Source organism: [Scytonema hofmanni] UTEX 2349 (genome assembly GCF_000582685.1).
In the GTDB taxonomy this organism is placed as follows: Bacteria; Cyanobacteriota; Cyanobacteriia; order Cyanobacteriales; family Nostocaceae; genus Hassallia; species Hassallia hofmanni.
The window spans coordinates 628479-650538 of sequence record NZ_KK073768.1 but is presented as its reverse complement, the minus strand read 5'-3'; the positions used below and the strand labels follow the sequence as shown (position 1 = coordinate 650538).

General features: G+C 41.8%; 18 protein-coding genes and 1 pseudogene. 10 read left to right on the top strand and 9 right to left on the bottom strand.

The features are described from left to right. Positions 1-7: 7 nt before the first annotated feature. Positions 8-343: a PDGLE domain-containing protein gene (locus tag TOL9009_RS0107900; protein ID WP_029632324.1), complete on the bottom strand. Its 336-nt coding sequence runs from the start codon at positions 341-343 to the stop codon at positions 8-10. Positions 344-356: 13 nt separating this feature from the next. Further along, positions 357-1091 (bottom strand): cobalt transporter CbiM, encoded by a 735-nt coding sequence (cbiM, locus tag TOL9009_RS0107895; RefSeq protein WP_260675861.1) that lies wholly within the window; start codon positions 1089-1091, stop codon positions 357-359. Between the two features lie 350 nt (positions 1092-1441). Here cbiM and TOL9009_RS0107890 point away from each other — a divergent pair, with 350 nt between their 5' ends. The 4 genes from TOL9009_RS0107890 (at position 1442) to TOL9009_RS0107875 (ending at position 6557) form a co-directional block, all read left to right on the top strand. Beyond that, positions 1442-1945 carry a hypothetical protein gene (locus tag TOL9009_RS0107890; protein WP_313770053.1) on the top strand — a complete coding sequence of 168 codons (504 nt, stop codon included), beginning with the start codon at positions 1442-1444 and terminating at the stop codon, positions 1943-1945. A gap of 192 nt (positions 1946-2137) precedes the next feature. Beyond that, positions 2138-4111: an iron uptake porin gene (locus TOL9009_RS0107885; RefSeq protein WP_029632321.1), complete on the top strand. Its 1974-nt coding sequence runs from the start codon at positions 2138-2140 to the stop codon at positions 4109-4111. Positions 4112-4263: 152 nt separating this feature from the next. Further along, positions 4264-5568 carry a hypothetical protein gene (locus TOL9009_RS38525; RefSeq protein WP_242055082.1) on the top strand — a complete coding sequence of 435 codons (1305 nt, stop codon included), beginning with the start codon at positions 4264-4266 and terminating at the stop codon, positions 5566-5568. A 314-nt stretch (positions 5569-5882) separates the two neighbouring features. Next, positions 5883-6557: a DUF1361 domain-containing protein gene (locus TOL9009_RS0107875; protein ID WP_029632320.1), complete on the top strand. Its 675-nt coding sequence runs from the start codon at positions 5883-5885 to the stop codon at positions 6555-6557. 17 nt (positions 6558-6574) lie between these two features. On the opposite strand, the gene TOL9009_RS0107870 is transcribed toward TOL9009_RS0107875, so the two are convergent. Next, positions 6575-8926, bottom strand: coding sequence for a putative PEP-binding protein (locus TOL9009_RS0107870; protein WP_029632319.1), 2352 nt, complete (start codon positions 8924-8926; stop codon positions 6575-6577). 200 nt (positions 8927-9126) lie between these two features. On the opposite strand from TOL9009_RS0107870, the pseudogene TOL9009_RS38520 reads away from it, so the two are divergent. Beyond that, positions 9127-9576 (top strand): annotated as a pseudogene (locus TOL9009_RS38520) (MgtC/SapB family protein); the annotation flags it as partial. 243 nt (positions 9577-9819) lie between these two features. On the opposite strand, the gene TOL9009_RS0107860 reads toward TOL9009_RS38520, so the two are convergent. The 3 genes from TOL9009_RS0107860 to TOL9009_RS0107845 form a co-directional block, all read right to left on the bottom strand. Further along, positions 9820-10233, bottom strand: coding sequence for a hypothetical protein (locus TOL9009_RS0107860; protein WP_029632318.1), 414 nt, complete (start codon positions 10231-10233; stop codon positions 9820-9822). A 212-nt stretch (positions 10234-10445) separates the two neighbouring features. Further along, on the bottom strand, positions 10446-11570 hold the full coding sequence (gene recF / locus TOL9009_RS0107855; protein ID WP_029632317.1) for a DNA replication/repair protein RecF: 1125 nt from the start codon (positions 11568-11570) through the stop codon (positions 10446-10448). Between the two features lie 170 nt (positions 11571-11740). Then, on the bottom strand, positions 11741-14599 hold the full coding sequence (locus TOL9009_RS0107845) for a cation-translocating P-type ATPase (RefSeq protein WP_029632316.1): 2859 nt from the start codon (positions 14597-14599) through the stop codon (positions 11741-11743). A 382-nt stretch (positions 14600-14981) separates the two neighbouring features. Here TOL9009_RS0107845 and TOL9009_RS0107840 point away from each other — a divergent pair, with 382 nt between their 5' ends. Both TOL9009_RS0107840 and TOL9009_RS0107835 read left to right on the top strand, forming a co-directional pair. Then, the gene (locus tag TOL9009_RS0107840; RefSeq protein WP_029632315.1) at positions 14982-16616 is read left to right on the top strand and encodes a transglutaminase domain-containing protein; all 1635 of its coding nucleotides are present in this window, start codon (positions 14982-14984) and stop codon (positions 16614-16616) included. Positions 16617-16824: 208 nt separating this feature from the next. Continuing rightward, a complete protein-coding gene (locus TOL9009_RS0107835) occupies positions 16825-17340 on the top strand; it encodes a DUF29 family protein (protein ID WP_029632314.1) in 516 nt (171 codons plus the stop codon). Positions 17341-17549: 209 nt separating this feature from the next. Here TOL9009_RS0107835 and TOL9009_RS0107830 read toward each other — a convergent pair whose 3' ends face one another. Beyond that, positions 17550-18386: a PD-(D/E)XK nuclease family protein gene (locus TOL9009_RS0107830; RefSeq protein ID WP_029632313.1), complete on the bottom strand. Its 837-nt coding sequence runs from the start codon at positions 18384-18386 to the stop codon at positions 17550-17552. A 149-nt stretch (positions 18387-18535) separates the two neighbouring features. On the opposite strand from TOL9009_RS0107830, the gene TOL9009_RS0107825 reads away from it, so the two are divergent. The 3 genes from TOL9009_RS0107825 to TOL9009_RS0107815 all read left to right on the top strand — a co-directional run bounded on the left by TOL9009_RS0107825 (position 18536) and on the right by TOL9009_RS0107815 (position 21170). Then, positions 18536-19966, top strand: a complete 1431-nt coding sequence (locus tag TOL9009_RS0107825) for a phosphoglucomutase/phosphomannomutase family protein (RefSeq protein ID WP_029632312.1) — start codon at positions 18536-18538, stop codon at positions 19964-19966. A 164-nt stretch (positions 19967-20130) separates the two neighbouring features. Next, positions 20131-20403 (top strand): LapA family protein, encoded by a 273-nt coding sequence (locus TOL9009_RS0107820; protein WP_029632311.1) that lies wholly within the window; start codon positions 20131-20133, stop codon positions 20401-20403. Between the two features lie 113 nt (positions 20404-20516). Beyond that, positions 20517-21170, top strand: coding sequence for a methyltransferase domain-containing protein (locus TOL9009_RS0107815; protein ID WP_038296237.1), 654 nt, complete (start codon positions 20517-20519; stop codon positions 21168-21170). A 177-nt stretch (positions 21171-21347) separates the two neighbouring features. Here TOL9009_RS0107815 and TOL9009_RS0107810 read toward each other — a convergent pair whose 3' ends face one another. Both TOL9009_RS0107810 and TOL9009_RS38515 read right to left on the bottom strand, forming a co-directional pair. Continuing rightward, positions 21348-21791: a DUF2442 domain-containing protein gene (locus TOL9009_RS0107810; RefSeq protein ID WP_029632309.1), complete on the bottom strand. Its 444-nt coding sequence runs from the start codon at positions 21789-21791 to the stop codon at positions 21348-21350. After that, complete coding sequence (locus tag TOL9009_RS38515) at positions 21754-22026, bottom strand: DUF4160 domain-containing protein (protein ID WP_038296235.1); 273 nt, start codon at positions 22024-22026, stop codon at positions 21754-21756. Before TOL9009_RS38515 ends, TOL9009_RS0107810 begins: the two co-directional genes overlap by 38 nt. Between the last annotated feature and the right edge of the window lie 34 nt (positions 22027-22060).

Here is a 22060-nt window from a genome sequence, read left to right as displayed (position 1 = left end):
GAAAAACTCAATCTTTAGATGAACTTGTACCACGTACAACTAATTTGCCAATTCCCCAAGCCAAGCCAAAAACGGCTAAAGTTCCGACTAAACCAGCGATGGGAGTAGCTACAGCTTCGGGTACACCTCTGAGGGCATATTCATCAAAAACAGCGTAGAAAGGTAGCTTTTTAGCTGGTGCATCTTCATGTGCTTTATCCTCAAATTTGAGATCCTGGGAGACTCGATCCAAGCCATCAGGGTTTTTACTGGCAAAGGGAGAAACAAAAATTGCAATTAGCAAAGCAATACCCAAACCAGCTATTACAAAAGCCCGATTGCGCGATCGCATATCATTACTCATAGTTGAATCCCTATTAATAACGTGACAGAGGACGAGATACAACCACCTTGCGTGGGGGATCGTAAAATAAATCCGGTCGAGTCCGCCAAATAAACGAAAGAGCTACTACGGTAATCGCTGCTTCACCAATACCGATTAGTACGTGCCATGATGCCATTGCAGCCAAAGCAACAGTTAACGGAACTGTTCCAGATATAGCTAGTTGTACAGCACACATAACAGAGGCAACCACTACACTTGCCCAAGCTGCAACAGAGGAAGCAATTGCCATTCCTGACAATTTATTGCCACCTATGGTAAACCGAATTGCTTTGTATAGATAATAACCACCAAATGTGCCAATCAACCCCATATTAAAAATGTTGGCGCCCAGCACAGTCAAGCCCCCATCTTGGAATATTACGGCTTGGACGATAAACACCGACACCATGACCAAAGAACCAGCCCAGGGACCCAACAAAGCACCTGCGAGGGTTCCACCCAAAAGGTGTCCGGAAGTGCCTCCAGGAATAGGGAAGTTTATCATTTGAGCCGCAAAGATAAAAGCACCACATACACCCATTAGGGGTACAGCTCGTTCTTGGTATTCTGTCTGCGCTCTCTTCAGCGCGAGTGCAATTAAACCGATGGCAATTACCCATGTGACAGCGATAATAGGTAAATTCAGAAAGCCATCGGGGATGTGCAGGGCTAACTGCGGCTGAGTTATCCAGTACAGCCAGCTTGAATATGTAATAAAAGTAAACACAATTATTCCTGTAATCTAAAGACTTTTTCAGTCAGCTTAGGCAATATAGGCAACATTCGACATTAACTGAGAATTTCCTAATATTTCAATGCTGTGGGGGGGCATTTTTACTGAAATTACACATTGGACATCCGGTAGAAAAGACGTAGAGACGTTCCGCCGGAACGTCTCTACAATTGTGTGGAATGTCGAAAAATCGTGAGATAAGGGGTGATACCCCACCAATCGCAATAGCTGTATCCTTTCGTTCTCGACGTAGTTGAAGTGGCTTCTCTTCTCCTGGTTGTCCTTTTAACACATAAATTCACCGGAAAACTAATAAAAATTACATAATCATTGGGTATTATTATTTGGGTTTAATAAGTGGTGGGGTGTTAATGTTGGTTCGGCGTAAACGTATCGTTATTATTCCTGTTGGTCTGAGCATTGCCTTGTTGCTCAGTGGTTGCGATAACAGCAAAGTTGCTCAGTGCGATCGCCTGATGAAGACTGTTAGTGAAGGAAATGCTCTGATTGAAAAAAATAAAGGTCAGCAGGTGACAACCAGTTTGAAACTAGCGGCTGATCTCCAAGCTGTCACCAAATCGCTCAAGGAAATGAATCTACCAGATCCTGAACTGAAAAAATATCAAGACGAATTTGTGAAAGTGTTTGACACTCTCGGCAAACAGATAACCAAAGCAGGTAAAGCTCTTGGTTCAGCTAAAACAGCACAAGCCTCAGAATCTGGTAGAGAAAGAATACAAAAAGCTAGAACAGATATCGATACCGCATTCACATCCGCAGCAACCACGGCTAAACAGTCTGATGCTTTAGAAGCTGAGGTGAAAAATTACTGTAGCCAACCGGAATGAAAAAGAGGGGGAAGGGGTAAAGGGGAAAGGGGAAAGGTTTTTTAAGAGGGAAAAGGCTAATAGCTAATGGGAAAAAAGCAGTTAGCATATTCACTTACTAGTCATTTTTATTACGTCTAAGTACGAAAAATTCCTGAAATACACCAATTTTATATGTCAAGAGAAATATTGGTGTTAGTAAGGTGAAATACAATGAGCGATATCGGTCTGCTGATGGCGGGCGTGTTAATTACTGGGCAAGCATTTCCGCCCAAATTACCTGAACAGCCATTAGTTGAGTCAGATAATGTGGTGCAGCAGTCAAAACATAGTCAGGCAATGAAAATTGTCCCACCGACTCAAATCACACCACCTGAATTGATACAACCAGATGCAAGTCTCCAAACCGTTCAATCAGCGCTAAAACCAGAGCATCAAAATATACTTAATAAATTTAGAGAAAAAATTGAGTCTCAAAGCTCCTTTACTCAAGTAGGGGATCAGGGAGACAAGGGAGACAAGGAAGACAAGGAAGACAAGGGAGACAAGGGAGACAAGGAAGACAAGGAAGACAAGGAAGACAAGGAGACAAGGAGACTTGGGGGAATTTCTTCCCCTGCTCCCCCTGCTCCCCCTGCCTCCCCTGCCTCCCTCTCCCCCCCTCCTCCACTCCCTCCATCACCCCAAATGTCTCAAGTCACATCGGTGTCACAACTGGACGATGTGCAACCTTCAGACTGGGCTTTTGGAGCTTTGCAATCTCTGGTAGAACGCTATGGCTGCATTGCTGGATATCCAAATAGGACTTATCTAGGTAACACTGCGATCAATCGTTATGAATTTGCATCTGGTTTAAACGCTTGTTTGGAGCAGATTAATAAATTAATAACCAACAATACAGCTAATACTGTTAAAGATGAGGATTTAATCGCGTTACAACGCTTACAAACTGAGTTTCAATCAGAGTTAAAACAAGTTGAGCAACGGGTAGACAATTTAGAAAGCCACGCAAGCGAAATACAAGGAAATCAGTTTTCCACGACAACGCGACTACTTGGGCAAGCTATATTTAGTCTCCAGGGAACGAATAGCGCTGATGTCGATTTGTTTCCTAGAGATAAAGTGCCAGAACGCAAGGCAGAAACCAATCTGACTTTTGCCAATAGCGTGCAACTAACCCTCGCGACTTCTTTTACAGGGAAAGATTTACTGCTAACTGGGCTGAGTTCGGGAAATTTAAATTCTTCTGCGTCCTCAGTATTTAACAATATGGGGCGGTTGGGTTTTGAGTCAAATACAAATAACGATTTATATATCAGTGATTTATCTTATCGATTTCCGCTTTCAGACAACTTGGGAATTATTATCGGTACGGTGGGTGTTAATCCTAGTAACACCTTTCGCGGTATTAATCCTTTAGAAGGGAATGGTGAGGGAGCAATTTCTTTATTCGGTCAGCGTAACCCGATTTTGGCAATTGGTAACGGTACTGGGGGTATTGGCTTTGACTGGCAAATAAGCGATCGCCTGAGTTTACAAGGCGTTTACAGTGCCGAAATTCCCAGTTTTCCCGGTGATATCCAAGTTGGGGGACTTTTTGGCGGCAGATATACCGCCGGCGCTCAACTAACTGTCGCACCCACCAATAAAATCGATGTCGGGCTGCATTATCTTTTCTCCCACTCCCCTGATGGCTTACTAGGAACCGGTACCGGCGATGCTCAGTTAATTTCCCCTTTTGCACCTGCGACAGCTTTTGATACCCATGCTGTCGGCGCTACCGTCGCATGGCGCATTAATCCTAATTTTCACTTAGGGGGTTGGGGAGGCTGGACTCACTCAAATCCAGTCAATCTTCCTGGAAGTGTGGAAACTACAAACTGGATGGTATTCGCTGCTTTTCCTAATTTACTGCGTTCCGGTAATTTGGGCGGCATTCTCGTCGGACAACCCCCGAAAATTACTTCTAGTTCTTTACCTGAAGAATTCAATTTTCCCAACTTTTCTGAAGGAGGTACAGCGGGTGGACGGGACGACACATCACTGCACGTAGAACTTTTTTATCGCGCTCAACTCAATGACAATCTCTCTCTCACTCCGGGTATCTTTGTGATTTTGAATCCAGATCACAACACTGCTAACGATCCCTTGCTAATTTGGGCATTAAGAGCAACATTCCGGTTTTAATTTTCTACGGATGTAAATGTAAATAAATGCACTAATTGCATACGGTTGTAGATAGTTCAGTTTCATTTTCACGCGCGTAATTTCCAGCAGATATTCCCCTGCTATAAAAACATGCGTGATTTTTTTTTTCATATTAATCAAGGAAGTTTTCAATGCAATTAAAATCGTCAGCAATTAAAACCAAATCCAACTCCCAAATTAAGAGTTTCGTAGTGAGCGCTTCAGCGCTCAAATCAAGGACTAAAGTCCTTACTACATTATTCACCTATCAAAATTCCTTTAGTGGACTACTAGTTATTACTAGCAGTATAGCCGCAGCCATTATCGGTTTCGGGGCAGAATCTGCTTCCGCTCAAATCACAATTCAAACTACTGGGGCTTTATCAGGTACTATCCAACTTCCCAAATTTAATCCTAACTTCAATCGGGTGATTACTCGTGTAGATACAAATTCCAAGGGTACTTATTCTCGCCAAGGTGTACCTTTGTATACGTCTAACTATGTAAAGGTACAAACTCGTGCCGATGGCAGTCTGCATTACTTCGTTGACTTTAAGGGACTTCCGGTTGTCTCATTTGATGGCTTACTGACTTCACCAGCACTTTCAAGCGGTAGTTTGACACCCTATAATTATCAAGGAAAATTGCCCGGAACCAAATTTGAAGCTGTAGTTCAAGATGAGTTTGGGTTAAAAAAAGCGCTCTACACAGGCATTGTCACCGATCCAAAAACGGGACAGCGGTATCAAGGTACTTTTAAAGTCACTGGACAAGGACCGCGATATAGCGATCGCAATGGTAGTGCTACCCCTACAGTGTTTGACTTCAAGTCGGATATACCAGGTAAACCAACCATCAGCTCGTTGAAAATGACTAATGCACCTCTGGTAAAGTTATTTATCACTATTCCCGCAGGTACAACTCCCATCACTCCCCGTAGTGATGCTGGTGGTGGTACACCGATCGCTGGTGGTGTTACACCGATTGATGTTGGTGGTATACCGATCGCTGGTGGTGGTATACCGATCGCTGGTGGTAGTACATCCATTGATGTTGGTAGTACATCCATTGATGTTGGTAGTACATCCATTGATGTTGGTAGTACACCGATTGATGTTGGTAGTACATCCATTGATGTTGGTAGTACACCGATTGATGTTGGTAGTACACCGATTGATGTTGGTGGTACATCCATTGATGTTGGTGGTACATCCATTGATGGTGGTAGTATTGATAGTGAGATTATGTCACCCATACAAAGCGCGATCGCAACAGAATCAAATTCTCCCTCACCCTCTGCTGAACCCAATGTAGAATTTAGTAACGGTAATTCTTCGGCACGAAATCCTTTAAGTATTGCCTCAAATATTTGCTCGCGCAAAGATATAAATTGCCCGACAAAACCATCTGCATCCAAGCAAACTATTGGTCCGCGCAGTCGAGTGCTGCTGCGTTAGGGAAATTGGGCATTAGACATAGGCATGAAAATGTAGAGACGTAGCAGTGCTACGTCTCTACAGGGGTTCGGGATAACGCATATTTAATTTTTACCAGATGTATATTGGGCATTAGACATCTCCATAAATTAATTATGCGTTACCCGAAACCCTTGTAGAGACTTTCCAGTGGAACGTCTTTACCTCTTTTCTTGTTTTTCTTCCCCCTTCCCCTCTTAAAAAAGCTCCTTTCCCCAATTTGGCAAGAAAAATAACACACCAGCTAATTGCACCCCTTAAAATAGTGTCAATCAGACCTTTTTTGGGAAATGCATATGAAAGAACGTCTTTCTGAATTACTACCCATAGTCATGCAAGTCTTGCAAAGAAATGTGGGCTGGATGACTTGGAACTTATTTCTGGCTTTTATACCTTTGGCTTTGAGTGTTTGGTTGTTTCGCACTCGTCGCGGACGTTCTTGGGTTTGGTGGTTTGGCTTCCTGGTGTTCTTCGCTTTTTTACCGAATGCACCTTATTTATTAACTGATGTCATTCACCTAATAGATGATATCCGTAGAGTTCCATCGATATGGATGATTACTTTAATCATAATTCCAGTGTATTTGGTGGTGATTTTATCTGGATTTGGGGCTTATGTAATATCTTTAATTAATTGGGGTTACTACTTACACCGCATTGGCAAAAGCCAGTGGATTTTGGGTGTTGAGTTAATTACCCATGCTTTGAATGCCGTTGGTATTTATTGGGGACGATTTTTGCGTTTCAATAGTTGGGATTTTATTACGCAACCTGATGCCATAATCACCAAAGGCGTAGAAGAAATTCTTGGTAAACAGCCTTTGGTTATTATCGCCATCACTTTTGTTGTACTAACAGCCTTACACTGGCTGATGAAAAAAGTGATTTTGAGTTTTCTTAAGCAACCGCAGAATAAGGTAGACATGAAGTCACGATCATCTCAAAATAAAGATGCAGCAGAACACATCTAGAGCGGCAATTTTCCTAATTAATAAAGTTTTTGCCGTGCTGCTTCTAAAATTATCTTTTGTTCGGCACGAGCGATCGCTTTATATGTTCGTTCTACCGCTTCTGGTTCCACAGATATAGACGTAATCCCCCATTCGACCAACTTATCAATAATTTCTGGATACAGCGCTGGTGCTTGTCCGCAAATTGAGCAAGGAATCCCGGCAGATTTTGCCATTGAAATTAGTTGAGCTACAGCTCTCATCACTGCTGGATGTCGTTCATCAAATGAAGACGCTAACTCTCCTTGTTCTCGATCTACTCCTAATAGTAGTTGAGTTAGGTCATTTGTACCAATAGAAATTCCTTGTACACCTGCTTTGACATATTCTGGTAATAAAAATAGCACACTTGGCACTTCTGCCATAATCCAAAGTTGAAATTGTGGCTTTTGAGTTAACCCTGCTGACTCAACTTTTTGACGACAAAAAGAAAACTCTTCCACAGTGCGAACAAAAGGCAATATTAAATGGATATTGTTGTAGTCTGCTTGCTGTATTGCCGCTATTGCTTCAAGTTCCAACTCAAAAACTGCGGAATTTTGCAAATAAGCAAAAGTGCCACGCTCACCTAACATCGACTGTTGCGAAGATGGTACATTAGAACTAAATGATGTCAATTCGTGCGATCGCCAATCTAAAGAGCGATAAAAAACTGGTCGTGGTGCAAACGCACGAACAAACTGCATCATTTGCTCAGACCATAGCTCTAATAATTGTGCCTTACGTCCGCTAGAAAGCCAACTACTCGGATGTTGTCCTTCAAGTATTGTTAATACCATCAATTCTGAGCGTAACAATCCTACCCCATCTAGAGGCAAATTTTGCACCTGTTCTATCAGGCTGGGCTGACTTAAATTAACCAGCAACTGTGTAGCAATCATGGGTAGGTGCGCTGACAAAAAAATAGGTGAATCAGAGACTAAAGGTTCCGTTTTCAAGTTGCCCAGTTGAGACTGTTGCCCTTTGTGGTATCCTGTAACTTGGGTAATGAGGGGAACTTCCTGACTTTCCGTATCATCTTTTCTTACACGATAAACTTCTCCCCTGTCACCATCCAAAAGTAGGCGATCGCCTGTTTGAATTAAAGTGGTGGCATCTTTTGCACTCACTACAGCTGGGATACCCAACTCTCTAGCAAGAATTGCCGCATGGCTGGTCAATCCTCCTTTTTCTGTGATGATACCGACAACTTGCTGCAATAACGGTAGCCAATCGGGAGCGATCGCTCGTGCAACTAAAATAACTCCTTTAGGTAGTTGTTCTGATGATAAAAGTGAATTTACTACATAAGCTGTCGCTGTCACCCGACCCGTCCCTGCTCCTATTCCCTTGAGAAAGTGTGTGTTGGAAACCGCAAATTGGGGAGCGGTAACTTTTATCAGATAAAGCTTTGGAGCCGGAAATTCCTCAGAGATAGTCCACTCAACGGTATAATTTGTACCGAGATCATTTTCAAGTAGATTCGCCAGTTGAATTAATTGTTGCAAATATTCTTCTTGTAAAGCGTACTGTTTTTGTTGAGATAACTCAAGCAAATGTGCCACCAAACAAGTATTATCTAGCGCCAAAGAATCTGTAGGTGCATTAAGACGATAAGCAAGCATTTTATTGCCCAGTTGTCGTTCTCTGACAACGCCGGTTTCCCGTTGAATGTAGTAAACATCGGGTTGAACTTCGCCGTGTTGCAGTGACATTCCCAATCCCCAGGTTGCTTCAATATCCCATCCAGAAGAGTTGGAATTGAGTAAACCGCTAGCGAGTGCATTTTCAATTCCTTGCACTAAAACTGCTAAATTAATTTGTCGCAGGTCAATTCCTAGACGTTGCCAATATAGTAAACTTTTGGCACGAAATAATTGGCTCCAAGTGTATTTTAATGCCAAAGCGATCGCTTCATATTCACAACGGCAAATTTGCGACTCCAGCAACCCAGATATATTCCCGACTCCATGCGTTGCAGTCGGTATCGCCAAAGTAGGTCGAAAAATTAAACACGCAGTTTTCCATTCCTTAGCTGCTTCAAGAATTTTATTCACCCACTTTGATGGTACAGTCGCCGCGATAATTTCCTGATGTAAATGACCAGCCACCTGTTGTAATTGACGCCAATTATTCACATCTAGGTGTAACGAAGAATAAGGCAAATCGGCAACTAATGCCTCTGAACTATTAAGAGTTTCCAGAAATTGCCGCAAAATTTCCGCACCCACTATAAAACCAGGCTTCACCGGGTAGCCACGCTGCATAATTCTGCCCAAGTGAAACGCTTTGTCACCAAGTTTGGCGCGGTCTTGCAGTTTAATTTGGTCAAGCCAGTAGAGTTTATCCACTCAAATTGTTAATTGTCAGTTGTCATGTAACTACGGGCATTATCTCCTGGTAGTTTGTCAGATTTCATCTACTCATTACCTTCGTTAACCCTCCTGTACCCGTGGCAAAAGGGGTTTAGTTAATTTATATAGTTGCACATGGGAGTATATTAATAATTAAAGTAGAATATAAGATTATTTTTTCTCTAAAAATATAAGCATTGTTAAGCACTTACTACCTTTTGCCCAATGATTGGCTAAATATCACTTTCCGGCTATGCCTCGCTTTGCTTTTTGGGGCAATTATCGGCTTAGAACGGCAACTCAAGCACAAACCCGCTGGTTTAAGAACTCATATGTTGGTATGTTTTGGTTCAGCGGTATTTACTCTCATACCTCTGCTCACAAATACCACTCAACCAGATAATAATTCTCTTAGTCGCATCATTCAAGGAATTACAGCTGGTGTTGGATTTCTTGGTGCAGGGGAAATTTTACGTGAATCTTCCCAAAAATCACAGCATTCTGAAGTTCACGGATTGACATCAGCAGCAGCTATTTGGGTTTCCGCTGCTTTGGGAATTGTCGCTGGCTGTGGTTTCTGGCAGTTAGGATTAATTGCTGTTGTACTGACTTTTTTGGTTCTCAACCTTTTTAAAAGGTTAGAAAAAGGTTATTACTTAAAAGTCAAGCATCAAAAGGAAGATATTTATAAGTTGGGAATTCCGCCAATTGAGGAAAATGAGCGTACAGACACAAATCAAGATAATAAATAACTTTATACCACCCAAGTACAACATTGCACAAGTTCGTAGCGAATCCTAGAGAAAAAAACTCTGCGTACCTCTGCGCTTTCCTCAGCGTCCCTCTGCGTTAAAAAAACGCTACGATTTTACCCAAAGCTGTACTAAGTCTTAATTAAACAACGCAAGTGCTTTAGCAAAAATAGTTTCTTCTGCTCTAGTTTCCAGAATTGACTTGACTAAATTTATCAACTCACCGTCGATTTTAGTATCATTTTCAATTGTTTTACTAGCTGCATAAAAACTCACATCATCTATTTTTAATTCATTGGTATTGCCTGTTTCCCAGCCTGATGTTTTGCTATCCCAAGAAAGCGATCTACCGCGTAAAGTAAATTGAAACCAAGCTATTTCATCGTTTTTCAATTCAAAAAAAATATCAAAATAGGGTTCTTCTCCTTGGAACCAAACCCTGCTAACATCTCCTTTTTTACTATGTTTAAGTATCTTTTGCTCAATTCTTCGCAATGATGCACCTAAGGATGCAATTTCATTTTTTTCGACAAAATAATTGCTTTTAGGCATGTTGGGAACCGTCAGTAAATTTAATTGAAATAAACAATAAGTATTATTTTTTTACTTGTAATATACAATATGATTACAGCAATTTCTAAGTTACTCCATAAAATATATCTGATTAGGGTATTGTGTATTCGTAGTGAGCGGTTTACCGCTCATAACTTTGATTATAAGGGCTGAAGCCCTTACTACGAAAGAATATTTTTTATTTTCAGTGACTAAAAAGCGGATGTGGATGATATTTCTCCTGCTTTAACGAAAAGAATTTGCGAAGAATTTAACCATTGAGAATCAAAAGAACCGAGGTGAGTTGTAGTAATTAAAGTCTGAAAACGGTCTTGAATAGCATCAAGTAATTGATTTTGTCTGGATGGATCTAGCTCGGCAAGAACATCATCAAGTAATAATAGTGGTGGTTCTCCAACGACTTCTTCAATTAGTTGTAATTCAGCTAGTTTTAAAGCTAGTACCAGCGTTCTTTGTTGACCTTGAGAACCGTATTGACGAGCGGGTGTTTGATTGATAATTAATTCTAATTCGTCACGGTGGGGACCGACAAGGGTTGTACCCTGACGAAGTTCAGCGATCGCTCGCAGCTGAATTTTTTCTAAAAAAGCTTGCTGTATTTGTTCGGGATGATTTTGGTCTAAAGGAACACTAGGAACGTAATTAATTTGTAAAATTTCTGTACTACCGCTAATGCTAGCGTGCCAAGCTTGAGCAATGGGTGTTAATCGTTGTAAAGCGCGATCGCGTCTTCTAATTACTCGTGTCCCCGTGGTAGCTAATTGTGCATCCCACAAGGCAAGTTCTGAGTCTTGAATGTTTGCTGAGTCTTGATGTTGTTTCAAAAAAGCATTACGCTGTCGCAATACCTGATTATATTGTTGCAAAATGTGAGCGTAAATCGGTTCAAGTTGAATTAAAAGCGTATCTAACCAGTTTCGCCGATTTTCCGGACCACCCCGCACCAATTCTAAATCTAAACTAGAAAATTGTACCGCATTCAACACACCGAGAAAATCCATCTGACGCCGCAGATTTTCGCTATTCAGAGCAACCGTGCGGCGACCATTGCGACGTAAAGTTAAAGTTAGATCGCTAATCCCAGTTTGTCGTTGTAAAGTGGCATTAATTTGAGATGCAACTTCCCCATCTTGAATTAAATCGCGATCGCGTGCCATTCTATGCGATCGCAATGTCGCTAACAACTCCACCCCTTCCAACAAATTCGACTTTCCCTGAGCATTATTGCCCACCAAAATAGTTTTCGCAGCAGAAAAATCAACCTGCTGCTCTTTATAGTTGCGAAATTGTCGGAGGTGAATGGTTTTGAGGTACATAGGGGGGATGGGGGAGCAGGGGGAGCAGGGGGAGCAGGGGGAGCAGGGGGAGCAGGGGGAGCAGGGGGAGCAGGGGGAGAGTATTAAATTTTGAATAATCCTTGTCTCCTTGTCTCCCTTGTCCCCCTTGTCCCCCTTGTCTCCTTGTCTCCTTGTCTCCCCCACTGTCCTTAAACGACTTTCTTACCCATTAATCTGAAGAAAATTTTCTCTGCTTCAATCCAGACAAACATCAAAGCACTAAAGCCGATGCAAACCCCTAATTCTTGTAAATTGAGATAGTGAGTACCAAAGAAAGCTCGCAGGGGTGGGACGTATACTAACATCAACTGCAAAATTGTTGTGACAACCACCGCTCCCAATACAAAGATATTAGAAAACGGATTCATTTCTATCGTCAGCTGATTGTTAGAGCGAATCGCGATCGCATGACCCATCTGAGCAATACATAATGTTGTAAACACCATTGTTTTCCAAGCATCGCGATCGCCTGTATACTCTGGTGCATGGGTATGCTGGTAAGCCCACCACATCAAAGCAATTGAGATTATAGCAAAGATAATCCCAATGCGAATCATATAAGAACCTAATCCCCTAGCAAAAATACTTTCGCGGGGATTAAAAGGTGGACGCTGCATTACATCTGGTTCTGGAGGTTCCACAGCTAACGCTAAAGCTGGTAAACCATCTGTAACCAAGTTCATCCATAAGATTTGTAAAGGTGTTAGGGGAACTCCTCCCAAACCGAGTAATGGTGAAGCGGCAATTGTGAGAACTTCGCCAATGTTACTACCTAAGATGTATTTAATAAAGCGGCGAATGTTGGTATATACGACTCTACCCTCTTTGGTGGCAGCAACAATCGTGGCAAAGTTGTCATCAAGTAACACCATGTCACTGGCTTCTTTACTCACATCAGTGCCTGTGATGCCCATCGCGATACCGATATCAGCTTGTTTGAGGGCGGGGGCATCGTTGACACCATCGCCTGTCATAGCCACAAATCGACCCCGACGCTGCAATGCTTGAACAATTCGCAGTTTGTGTTCTGGGGCTACTCGTGCGTAAATGCTTACCAAGTCTACATTTTGCTCTAGTTCTTGGTCGCTCATGCGTTGCAATTCTTGACCGGTGAGGACGCGATCGCCTTCTTTGGCAATTCCTAAATCTGTAGCGATCGCTCTTGCCGTTAGCTGGTGATCCCCGGTGATCATTACTGGACGAATTCCTGCATCCCGACATTCTTGCACAGCTGCCCTTACTTCTGGGCGCGGTGCATCCAGCATTCCCACCAATCCCAGCCAGACTAACTGTTGCTCGGAAGCTTCATCTGATCCTGATGGTGGTACTTCTGTCAACGGTTTGTAGGCAAAACCCAGCACCCGCAAACCTTTGCTCGCCATATTATCATTTTCGGCGAGAATTTGTTTACGTTCTGCATCGGTTAATTCTGCTGACTTATCGCCCAAATAAAGTTGGGTGCAACGTGCCAAAATCAACTCTGGTGAGCCTTTGGTGAACATTAAGTAACGTTCGGAGTTTAACATGTGAGCGATCGCTGGATCGACCGCTGTCATCGGCGATACTCCTGTAGAGACTTCCTCAACTTGAGTAATTACACTCATTCGCTTGCGTTCTGAGGAAAAAGGAAATTCTGCTACTCGCGGTAATTTACTACTCCATTGGTCTTTTTCAATACCGGCTTTTCCCGCAAGTGTGACTAATGCGCCTTCTGTCGGGTCGCCTAAAATTATCCATTGCCCTTTATCTTGTTGCAGTACCGAATCATTACAAACGGCACAGGCAACAAGCATTGCGGGGATTTCGGGATATTGTTCAACGGAAAGTTTTTGACCATTTAACTGAAAATCGCCTGTAGGAGCGTATCCTTCACCCGTGACCCGAAAAGACAAGTTGTTAGTATAAACTGATTGCACCACCATTTTATTTTGAGTTAGGGTGCCAGTTTTATCAGAGCAGATGGTGGTGACAGAACCTAAAGTTTCCACTGCTGGCAATTTGCGAATCAAAGCATTTCGCTTCACCATCCGCTGAGTTCCCAGTGCCAAAGTGACGGTAATTACAGCGGGTAAACCTTCGGGAACTACAGCCACTGCCATACTTAAAGAAACTTCTACAAGTTCTTGGAGGTTGCTAAAACCTCTAGCGGCGATGACACCACCAACAATGACGATCGCGACTAAAATTAAAGAACCAGTAACTAGCACGTTACCTAATTGAGTCATCCGTTGCTGCAAAGGCGTCGGTTCGCTTTCTACCGACTGCAACAAAGTGGCGATTTTCCCCAGTTCTGTTGTCATTCCGGTATTCGTTACCAGAACTTTAGCGCGTCCTTGGACAACTTCTGTACCTTGAAAGACTAAATTCAGGCGATCGCCTAATGATGTATCTTCTGGTAAAATTAATACAGCTTGTTTATTTACAGCTTCTGCTTCGCCCGTCAGTGCCGACTCTCGAATTTGCAAATTAGACTCTTCGATTAAGCGTCCATCTGCGGCTATCTGCACCCCGGCTTCTAGGAAAATAACATCACCAGGTACAATATCCTTGCCGGCGACATCTAGTAGTTTACCAGAGCGGATGACTCGCACATGTGGAGAAGAAAGTTTTTTCAGAGCCGCAAGAGCTTTTTCGGCACGACTTTCTTGAACATAGCCGAGTATACCATTGAGGATGACAATTGCTAAGATAGCGATCGTGTCTTTAAATGGTACTTCACCAGGCTTAAGCTGTCCCGATTGCCAAGACAGAAAATCTAAACCTCCAGAAATCAAGGCTACGGCAATCAGCATCAACAACATAATGTTCTTGAACTGATCGAGTAGAATTTCCCAGGCACTACGACCACCAGTTTCTTCTAGTTCATTGGAGCCGTATTTGTGCAACCGCTGTTCTACTTCTTCGGGCGTTAAGCCAGAGTCTGCGTTACTATCGAGCAGGTCTAACGCTTTATTAACTTCTAAACTATGCCAAACAGGGGCACCTTCGGGCAAAGAATTAGCAGACATCGTATTGGTCACAGGAAATGGTTACAAAACTCGATCATAATCTTAGTGATGGCGATCAAACATCAACTAAAGTTACATTCACACTGTTTCTTGGTTGTCACACCATAAGTGTAATGTCTGAGAGAAGAGTGATTTTTATTGTAAAAATGCATTACAGCAGCCTATCGCTCTAATCGAATACACGTAGAAACCTAGCGGTGTTAGGTCTCTAAAAGATTTTGGGATTTATACATGTACTTTATTTACCTCAAATCTGCCGTATGTCTTATTACTGATAAAACAGTGTGATTTCACACACACATTATACAAAAGTCCAAAAGTTTATTTTGCACTTTACTTGAGAAAGAGTAAAGTTTTTTTTCTCTCCCCCCTCCCCTGTTAAATGTTTACACAAAGAACAATTCGACCGCTTAGTGCTGCTGCCTTATCTGGCATAGCCTTTATCCAAGATACACTCATCGCGATTGACAGCGCCAAAGGGCATCTACTGCAAATTGATCCGATCTCCGACAATACCAAAATTCTGAATTCTCACCAAGTCAGGGAATTTAGGGATGTGACAGGTCTTGCCGTGTGGGAAGATACCCTATGGGTAACGCGGGATAACAGTGTTTATTTGTGTAACCTAAATTCTTTAGGTTTAGAGCATTTTGTTACATTACCTTATCCGGCTGATGGTGTTGCTGTTTGGGAATCAACCGTTTATGTCAGCTGCCAAAAGTTAGGCAGTATTCTGGTTTTCGACCGAGAGACACGAAAGGAGATTACTAAATTTTATGCTCCTGGCGTGGGGATCGAAAATTTGGTAGTTAGTGAAGAAACTCTTTGGGTTAGCGACACCATAGAGCAAACAGTTTACTGTATCGACAGAGCTACCGGAGAAGTTCAATTTAGCGTGTTAACGCCGTTTGCATGTCCTACAGGCATTGGTTTACATAAAAATGGCGAAACAGGCGAAGAAACGCTTTTCGTCGCTTATGCCTCAGAGGAGCCGTATATTCGGGATAATCCCAATGCTGATCCGAGTTATGAATTGACCTATCGCGATCGCACTTTTATTCACCCGTTACATTATCATTACGATCCAGATAAGCGCTACGCCCTCTCTAACGGTTATCTGATAGAAATGTCTTATGCTGAAGAAATTTCTCCCTTAGAAGAGGTGTATTTACAAGATATAGAATGGCGAATTGCCCTACCGTCACAAACTGACCGTCAAAAGCTCAAACACATTGAACCGATTGGTTTGCCTTTTATAGAAGAAGAAATCGACGGACAACGTGTGGCAGTATTCAAACTTGATACCCTTGCCCCAGGTGAACGACATATATTTGGCTGGAAAGCACTTTTAGAAGTTCGGGGCATTAAGTATCGTATCACACCCAAAGATGTAGAAGATATTCCGGAAGTATTACCAGAATATCAAAGTCGTTACTTAGTTGATGATGACGACTTATCAATGGATAGTACTATAGTCCGCCGCTCGGCTTATGAAGCAGTTGGTTCAGAAACCAATTTGCTGCGGAAAATGTACAGTATCCGCAATTACGTTTACGACCAATTATCATATGGCATTAAACCATACATCGACACGCCAGATATAGTTTTAGAACGCGGTATTGGTTCTTGTGGGGAATATGTCGGTGTATTGCTTGCATTATGCCGTTTAAATGATATCCCTTGTCGCACCGTCGGGCGTTATAAATGCCCTGCCTTTGCTGAACATAAGAATGTGCCGCTACAACCTGATTTTAATCACGTTTGGTTAGAATTCTACGTCCCGAATATTGGTTGGTTGCCAATGGAATCAAATCCTGATGATACAGGCGATCGCGGTCCTTATCCCACACGCTTTTTTATGGGCTTATGCTGGTATCATATCGAAATAGGCAAAGGTGTCACCTTTGAAAGCTTGAGCAGTAAAGGGACACGATTGACAAAAGAAGATGTGGCGATCGGTGATTTGGCGATTAACCATATTCAGTTTACAATTCTCGAAGAATTACCGCCTTTTTAGCTACCTATAACTACTTTTTGCTGCCATTTTTTTTCAGCGGTTCCGTTCCTTCCCGACTTCTTAAAGAAGTTGGGAATCTGACCAATTTCTCACAAAAAAATTCGCTCTTAAGTCCGTAAGGTGCGTTACTAAGTTAACGCACCCTATATTTACTGGCTATCTTGAATTAAATTTATATTATCACCGTTAAGTCTCGCAGGCAAGACAGATGACACAAGAATTAGTAGACCTAAAAAATAGTATTCTGGAAGGAAGATACGCAGATGCTTTGATGATTGTTGATGAATTAGAGGGCATGAGTAAACAAGCTAATCTGCGTCAAATTAAATCGTTTTTAAGGATTATGTTAATTCATTTCATTAAGAATCAATTAGAGCAGCGATTAACAAATTCTTGGGCTGCTTCTATTCGCAATGCCATACGTGAAATTAAATCAATAAATATCAAAGATAATAAAAAGTCTTACTACATCAATCAAGATGAATGGTCAACGTTTATAGAAGAGGAAGTAATTGAAGATGCTATAGCTGATGCAAGTATGGAAGTTTTGAACGGAAAATATACTCGCTCTCAACTGTCAGCAATACTAGATAGAAACCAGATTTTAACTACAGCAACTGGGTTTCTAGCTTTAACATATACTTATTCAGCAAAAGAATTACCAGCGATTATGGATGATTATCTAGCTCAATTACCTGGTGGGGAAGATTGGATAAGTAAGTGAGTCCACCTTTTGTCTTGGCTTCTGCCAAGATGGGAGCGTAGCGAAAGATTGAGTGTGAGTAAAAATAAAGATAAGCAATTGAGAACAATGCCCCTTATCGAGCGTGCCCAATTCAACTAGGCTTACGCAAGATGACCAAAAAACGAACCGCAGAGGACGCAGAGAACACAGAGGAATAAGAGTTTGAGAGAGTTTTTGCGTAAGTCCTGTCAACGTGGCAAATGCACCTTAGTCGGCTTTAAAGACGAAAAATCACAGATTGAGTTAAACGGACAAAATCGACAATGATATCCGGGATTTGCGGGAAAAATTTTACTAAAACCATTATTCATTTGTTGATATCGTTGTAAATCGCGCTGATGTTTTTGAGCAATGCTAGCTAATTCAAATTCTAAAGATGTTAATTCGCTTTTTGTAATGCTAATTAATTCAGATTTTTTACTAAACTCTAAATTATAAAATGAAGCGACTGCCTGATACTTAGGATAAAGATAACGAGCAGCTAACAAATAAACTAATGCCTGTCTTCTATCAAAAGCGGATTTACCAGTTTTGAAATCTAAAATATGTAAAGTGTCAGAAGAATCTGAAAAAACACAGTCCATCGTCGCATATAAGCGGAAGGAATAATTTTCCTGTTTAATCAAAATAGGTTTAGGAAAACCTTCATCACCACGAGTTAATTGAATGATGTGTTTACCCGAAAGTAATGGTTCTTCATGATATTTATTTAAAATTTGCAATACACGCTGCTGAACTTCCTCACTTGAGTAATTTAATTTCAGTAGCTGTGCAACTTTTTCTACACCGTCTGAAGAGTTCAACAAGTGTCTATTGTGATGAAACTCATAAACGCCTTTTTGGGCAAGTAGCCCAATGCGCTGGGGTGCCGTGGCTGTTTTTAACAGTGCTTTGACTAGTGGATCGTGTTGACGCGCTTTGATAAACCCCCGTCTCATCTGGCAATGCCAGCGTTCTTGTCCGGAAGCTGGGGCAATTAAAGACCAAAGGTGATAACTGGCAAAAGGTTGATCGGGGGTTGACATTGCTCAGAAACAGTGAGAGAAAATACGGTGGGGAGAAGTACGATCAAAGGAAAACCGCAATTCATAACTTCTTTAGATGGTTGCAGCTACACACGCTTTGCGGGAAGCTTCATATAGTATTCACGATGGACTCTTAGGAAGTAGCAAAAATGAGCGCGAGTAGCAATTCTGGTAAAATCAAGTTTGGTACTGACGGATGGCGAGGAATTATCGCCGATGACTTTACTTTCCCAAATGTGCGGAAAGTAACAAGAGCGATCGCTACTTATCTGGAAACGGCTTATACAAAAGACCGACCAGTTCTGATAGCTTACGATACTCGCTTTTTAGCTGACGAGTTTGCCCAAACAGCAGCCAAAGTATTGGCTGACTTGGGTTGGACGGTAAAAATTACTGACAGGGATTGTCCCACACCAGTAATTGCTTACAATGCCCGTCACTTAAATTCAGCAGGGGCACTGATGTTTACTGCCAGTCATAATCCTGCACCCTATTGTGGGATTAAATACATCCCTGACTATGCAGGTCCTGCCACTCCAGAGATTACTGATACTATTGTGGCAAATATTGAAGGAGCATCGGATGAATTGCCCAAAACCAATTCAACTGATAAAATTTCTACCTTCGACCCGAAACCAGAGTACATGAAGTTTATCTACACTTTATTGGATGTAGATAAAATCAAGAGCGCTCAGTTAAATGTCAAGTATGATGCCTTATATTCTACATCTCGCGGCTATTTAGATGAAGTTTTGCAACATTGTGGCTGTGAGTTAGAAAGTTTTCACACCTACCGCGATGTTCTTTTTGGTGGCGGAATGCCCGAACCCAAAGGCGAACAACTGGTAGAGTTAGTAGAAGCAGTACGCAACGGTAAAGCAGATTTAGGTTTAGCAACGGATGGAGATGCCGATCGCTTTGGCATTGTCGATGAACTAGGCAACGTCCTTACCCCTAATAACGTGTTACTACTACTAGCACGCCATTTAATTAAGAATAAAGGGAAAAAGGGCGCGATTGTTCGCACGGTAGCCACAACCCATCTTTTAGACAACTTTGCCGCGAAATACGGGGTGGAACTTTATGAGACACCAGTCGGGTTTAAATACATCGGCGAAAAAATGCGCGAAACCACCGTTTTGATTGGTGGAGAAGAATCTGGTGGTTTAAGCATCATCGGACATATTCCCGAAAAAGACGGCGTATTAGCCGATATGCTAGTGGCAGAAGCGATCGCCTACGAAGGCAAACCGCTGAGTCAAATGGTAACTGAAGCGATCGCTGAAGCAAATGGTCCCCTTGACAACAAACGTCTTGATTTGCACCTCGAAGATGCCCATAAAGCCGCTGTCATCGACTCTTTTAGCAAAAACCCCCCCGCAGAAGTTGCAGGCATTAAAGTCAAAGAAATAGGGCGCAAAGACGGCATTAAACTTTACTTAGAAGAAGGTAGCTGGGTACTGCTGCGTCCTTCTGGTACAGAACCCCTGATGCGCGTTTATCTAGAAACCAACTCCCCAGAAAAGCTAGCCAAAATCGCTGAAGAAATGGAGAGCGTAATTGCTAAACTAGAGCCGTAGTGGATAGTGGATAGTGGATAGTGGATAGTCGATAGTGGATAGTGGTTGGTGGATAGTCGATAGTGGACTGTTAACAATCAACCACCAACCACCAACCACTAACAACCAACGACCAACCACCAACCACTAACAACCAACCACTAACAAATAACCACCAACAAAAAGTGAAAACTCTAGCTAATCTGCTCATATCGTTAGTTGTAGCTATTTGGGTAGTAGCGATCGCGATTATTTCAGTCCAAAACGCCACACCAGTATCTTTAAAATTCTTTACTTTCCAGTCAATTCAAATTCCAATCGGTTTAGTCTTGGCTTTCAGTGCTGGTGTTGGGATAATTGGTATCGCACTCTTGCAGCCATTGTGGGGTCTTTCTACTCCACAGCGTAATTATACGCAAGACGATGCTGAATTTTTTGTAGACGACGAAGATTTTTAATAATCTACAAGCAAACTTAATTTAAAGATAAGATTAATGTGTTCTAAGATACTTGCTATATTGAAGTAGCTTTGCTACAAGTATATGAAAATACAATTATACAAGCGGCGAATATGCCAGAAATAAACTTTTTAATCAGCCCAAAAGCAATTCTGGAAACTCTCAGAAACCCAAAAATGATTACCAGGGGTTTTGAGGTAGCAAAAAATACACTTTTTGGAAAGGAAACACCTATAGACAATAATGACAGATATGTATTGGAAAAAATAATTATTCCGTATTTTGTTGAGAGAGAAGAATTTACGAAAGTGCTATTTGTGGGATGTGGTTCTTATACAAAACATTATGAAAAATGGTTTAAAGATAAAGAAGAGTATTGGACTATTGATATAAATCCATTAAAAAAAATATACGGAGCCAAAAACCACATTGTTGATTCTTCGAGTAATTTAAGCTCTTACTTCCAAGACAATCATTTCGATTTAATCATCTGCAATGGCGTATTTGGGCATGGATTGAATGACAAAGAAGATGTTGAAAAAGCATACGGCGGATGCTATCAATGTTTACGTGATGGTGGTGTTTTAATTATAGGGTGGGATGATTTCCCAGAATCAAAACCCTTTGATCTGGAAACTTGTGAAAGTATTAATCGATTTAAGCCATATGTTTTCCCCCCAAAATCAACTTCACAAATATCAACTGCACAAATATTGAATTTGACAGACCCTGCGGAAAAACATATCTACAATTTTTATGTTAAGTAAGCAGTAGGCGAATATTTGGGAATTAACTTTGGCTGCCCAATTGGGTAGCTAAGTATAGCGATCGCATTTTTTACGAGCGCGTTTTTTAACGCAGAGGAGCAAAGGAGGTAAGCGCACAGTGACGCAGAGTTTTTTTCTCTAGGATTCGCTAGGAAAAAAGCGAAATTCTGTACTAAGTTAATTTTCAGATGAATCTGATGTTTTTCGTGGTCGTCCACCTCGCTTGCCGTTTTCACGCGCTGCGCTTGCTTTTGCAGTTGAGCTTACGGAACCTCCTTTGCTTCCTAATTCAGCCATCCAAGCCTTAGTACCAAATATTCCCACCATCAGGGCAGGGATGCTCATATCTACATCCAACTGTTCCCAGTGCAGCCCTTCACCAGAAGGAGTGACTTCCACATTATTAAGTTTATCTGGAGATGCACCCGCCAATCCCTGAACCAATTCAGGAGGAAACAAAAAAGTAGCCCCTGAGCGCAGTTCAATAACTATGCGATCGGTATTTAGATCGTAATGGGCAGCTTGAGCGCGTGGCTCAGAGGCATCTGCGATCGCAGCAGATGCTCTTGCCTGGGCTATCTCATTATTTAAGGTTTCCTCCGTCAAATCTAGGTTCTTCATGAATTTCTCTCCATTTTTCTAATAGTTCCGTTTGGTGTTCGATCACCAGCTTTAGCGCTTTAATTGCATCCTTATTGCTCATGTTCCAGACTCTGAGGAATGTAGGACGCTCAGTTTCACTACCGAGGTTAATCTTGGCTTCTCCCTCAGCTTTAAGAACATGAACATGGGATGGAAGATGATCGTTAAAATAAATACGAACACTAAAGCCATCTTTATTAAATACAGTTGCCATTAAAAAATACTAATAACTTTTCTTATATATTTAG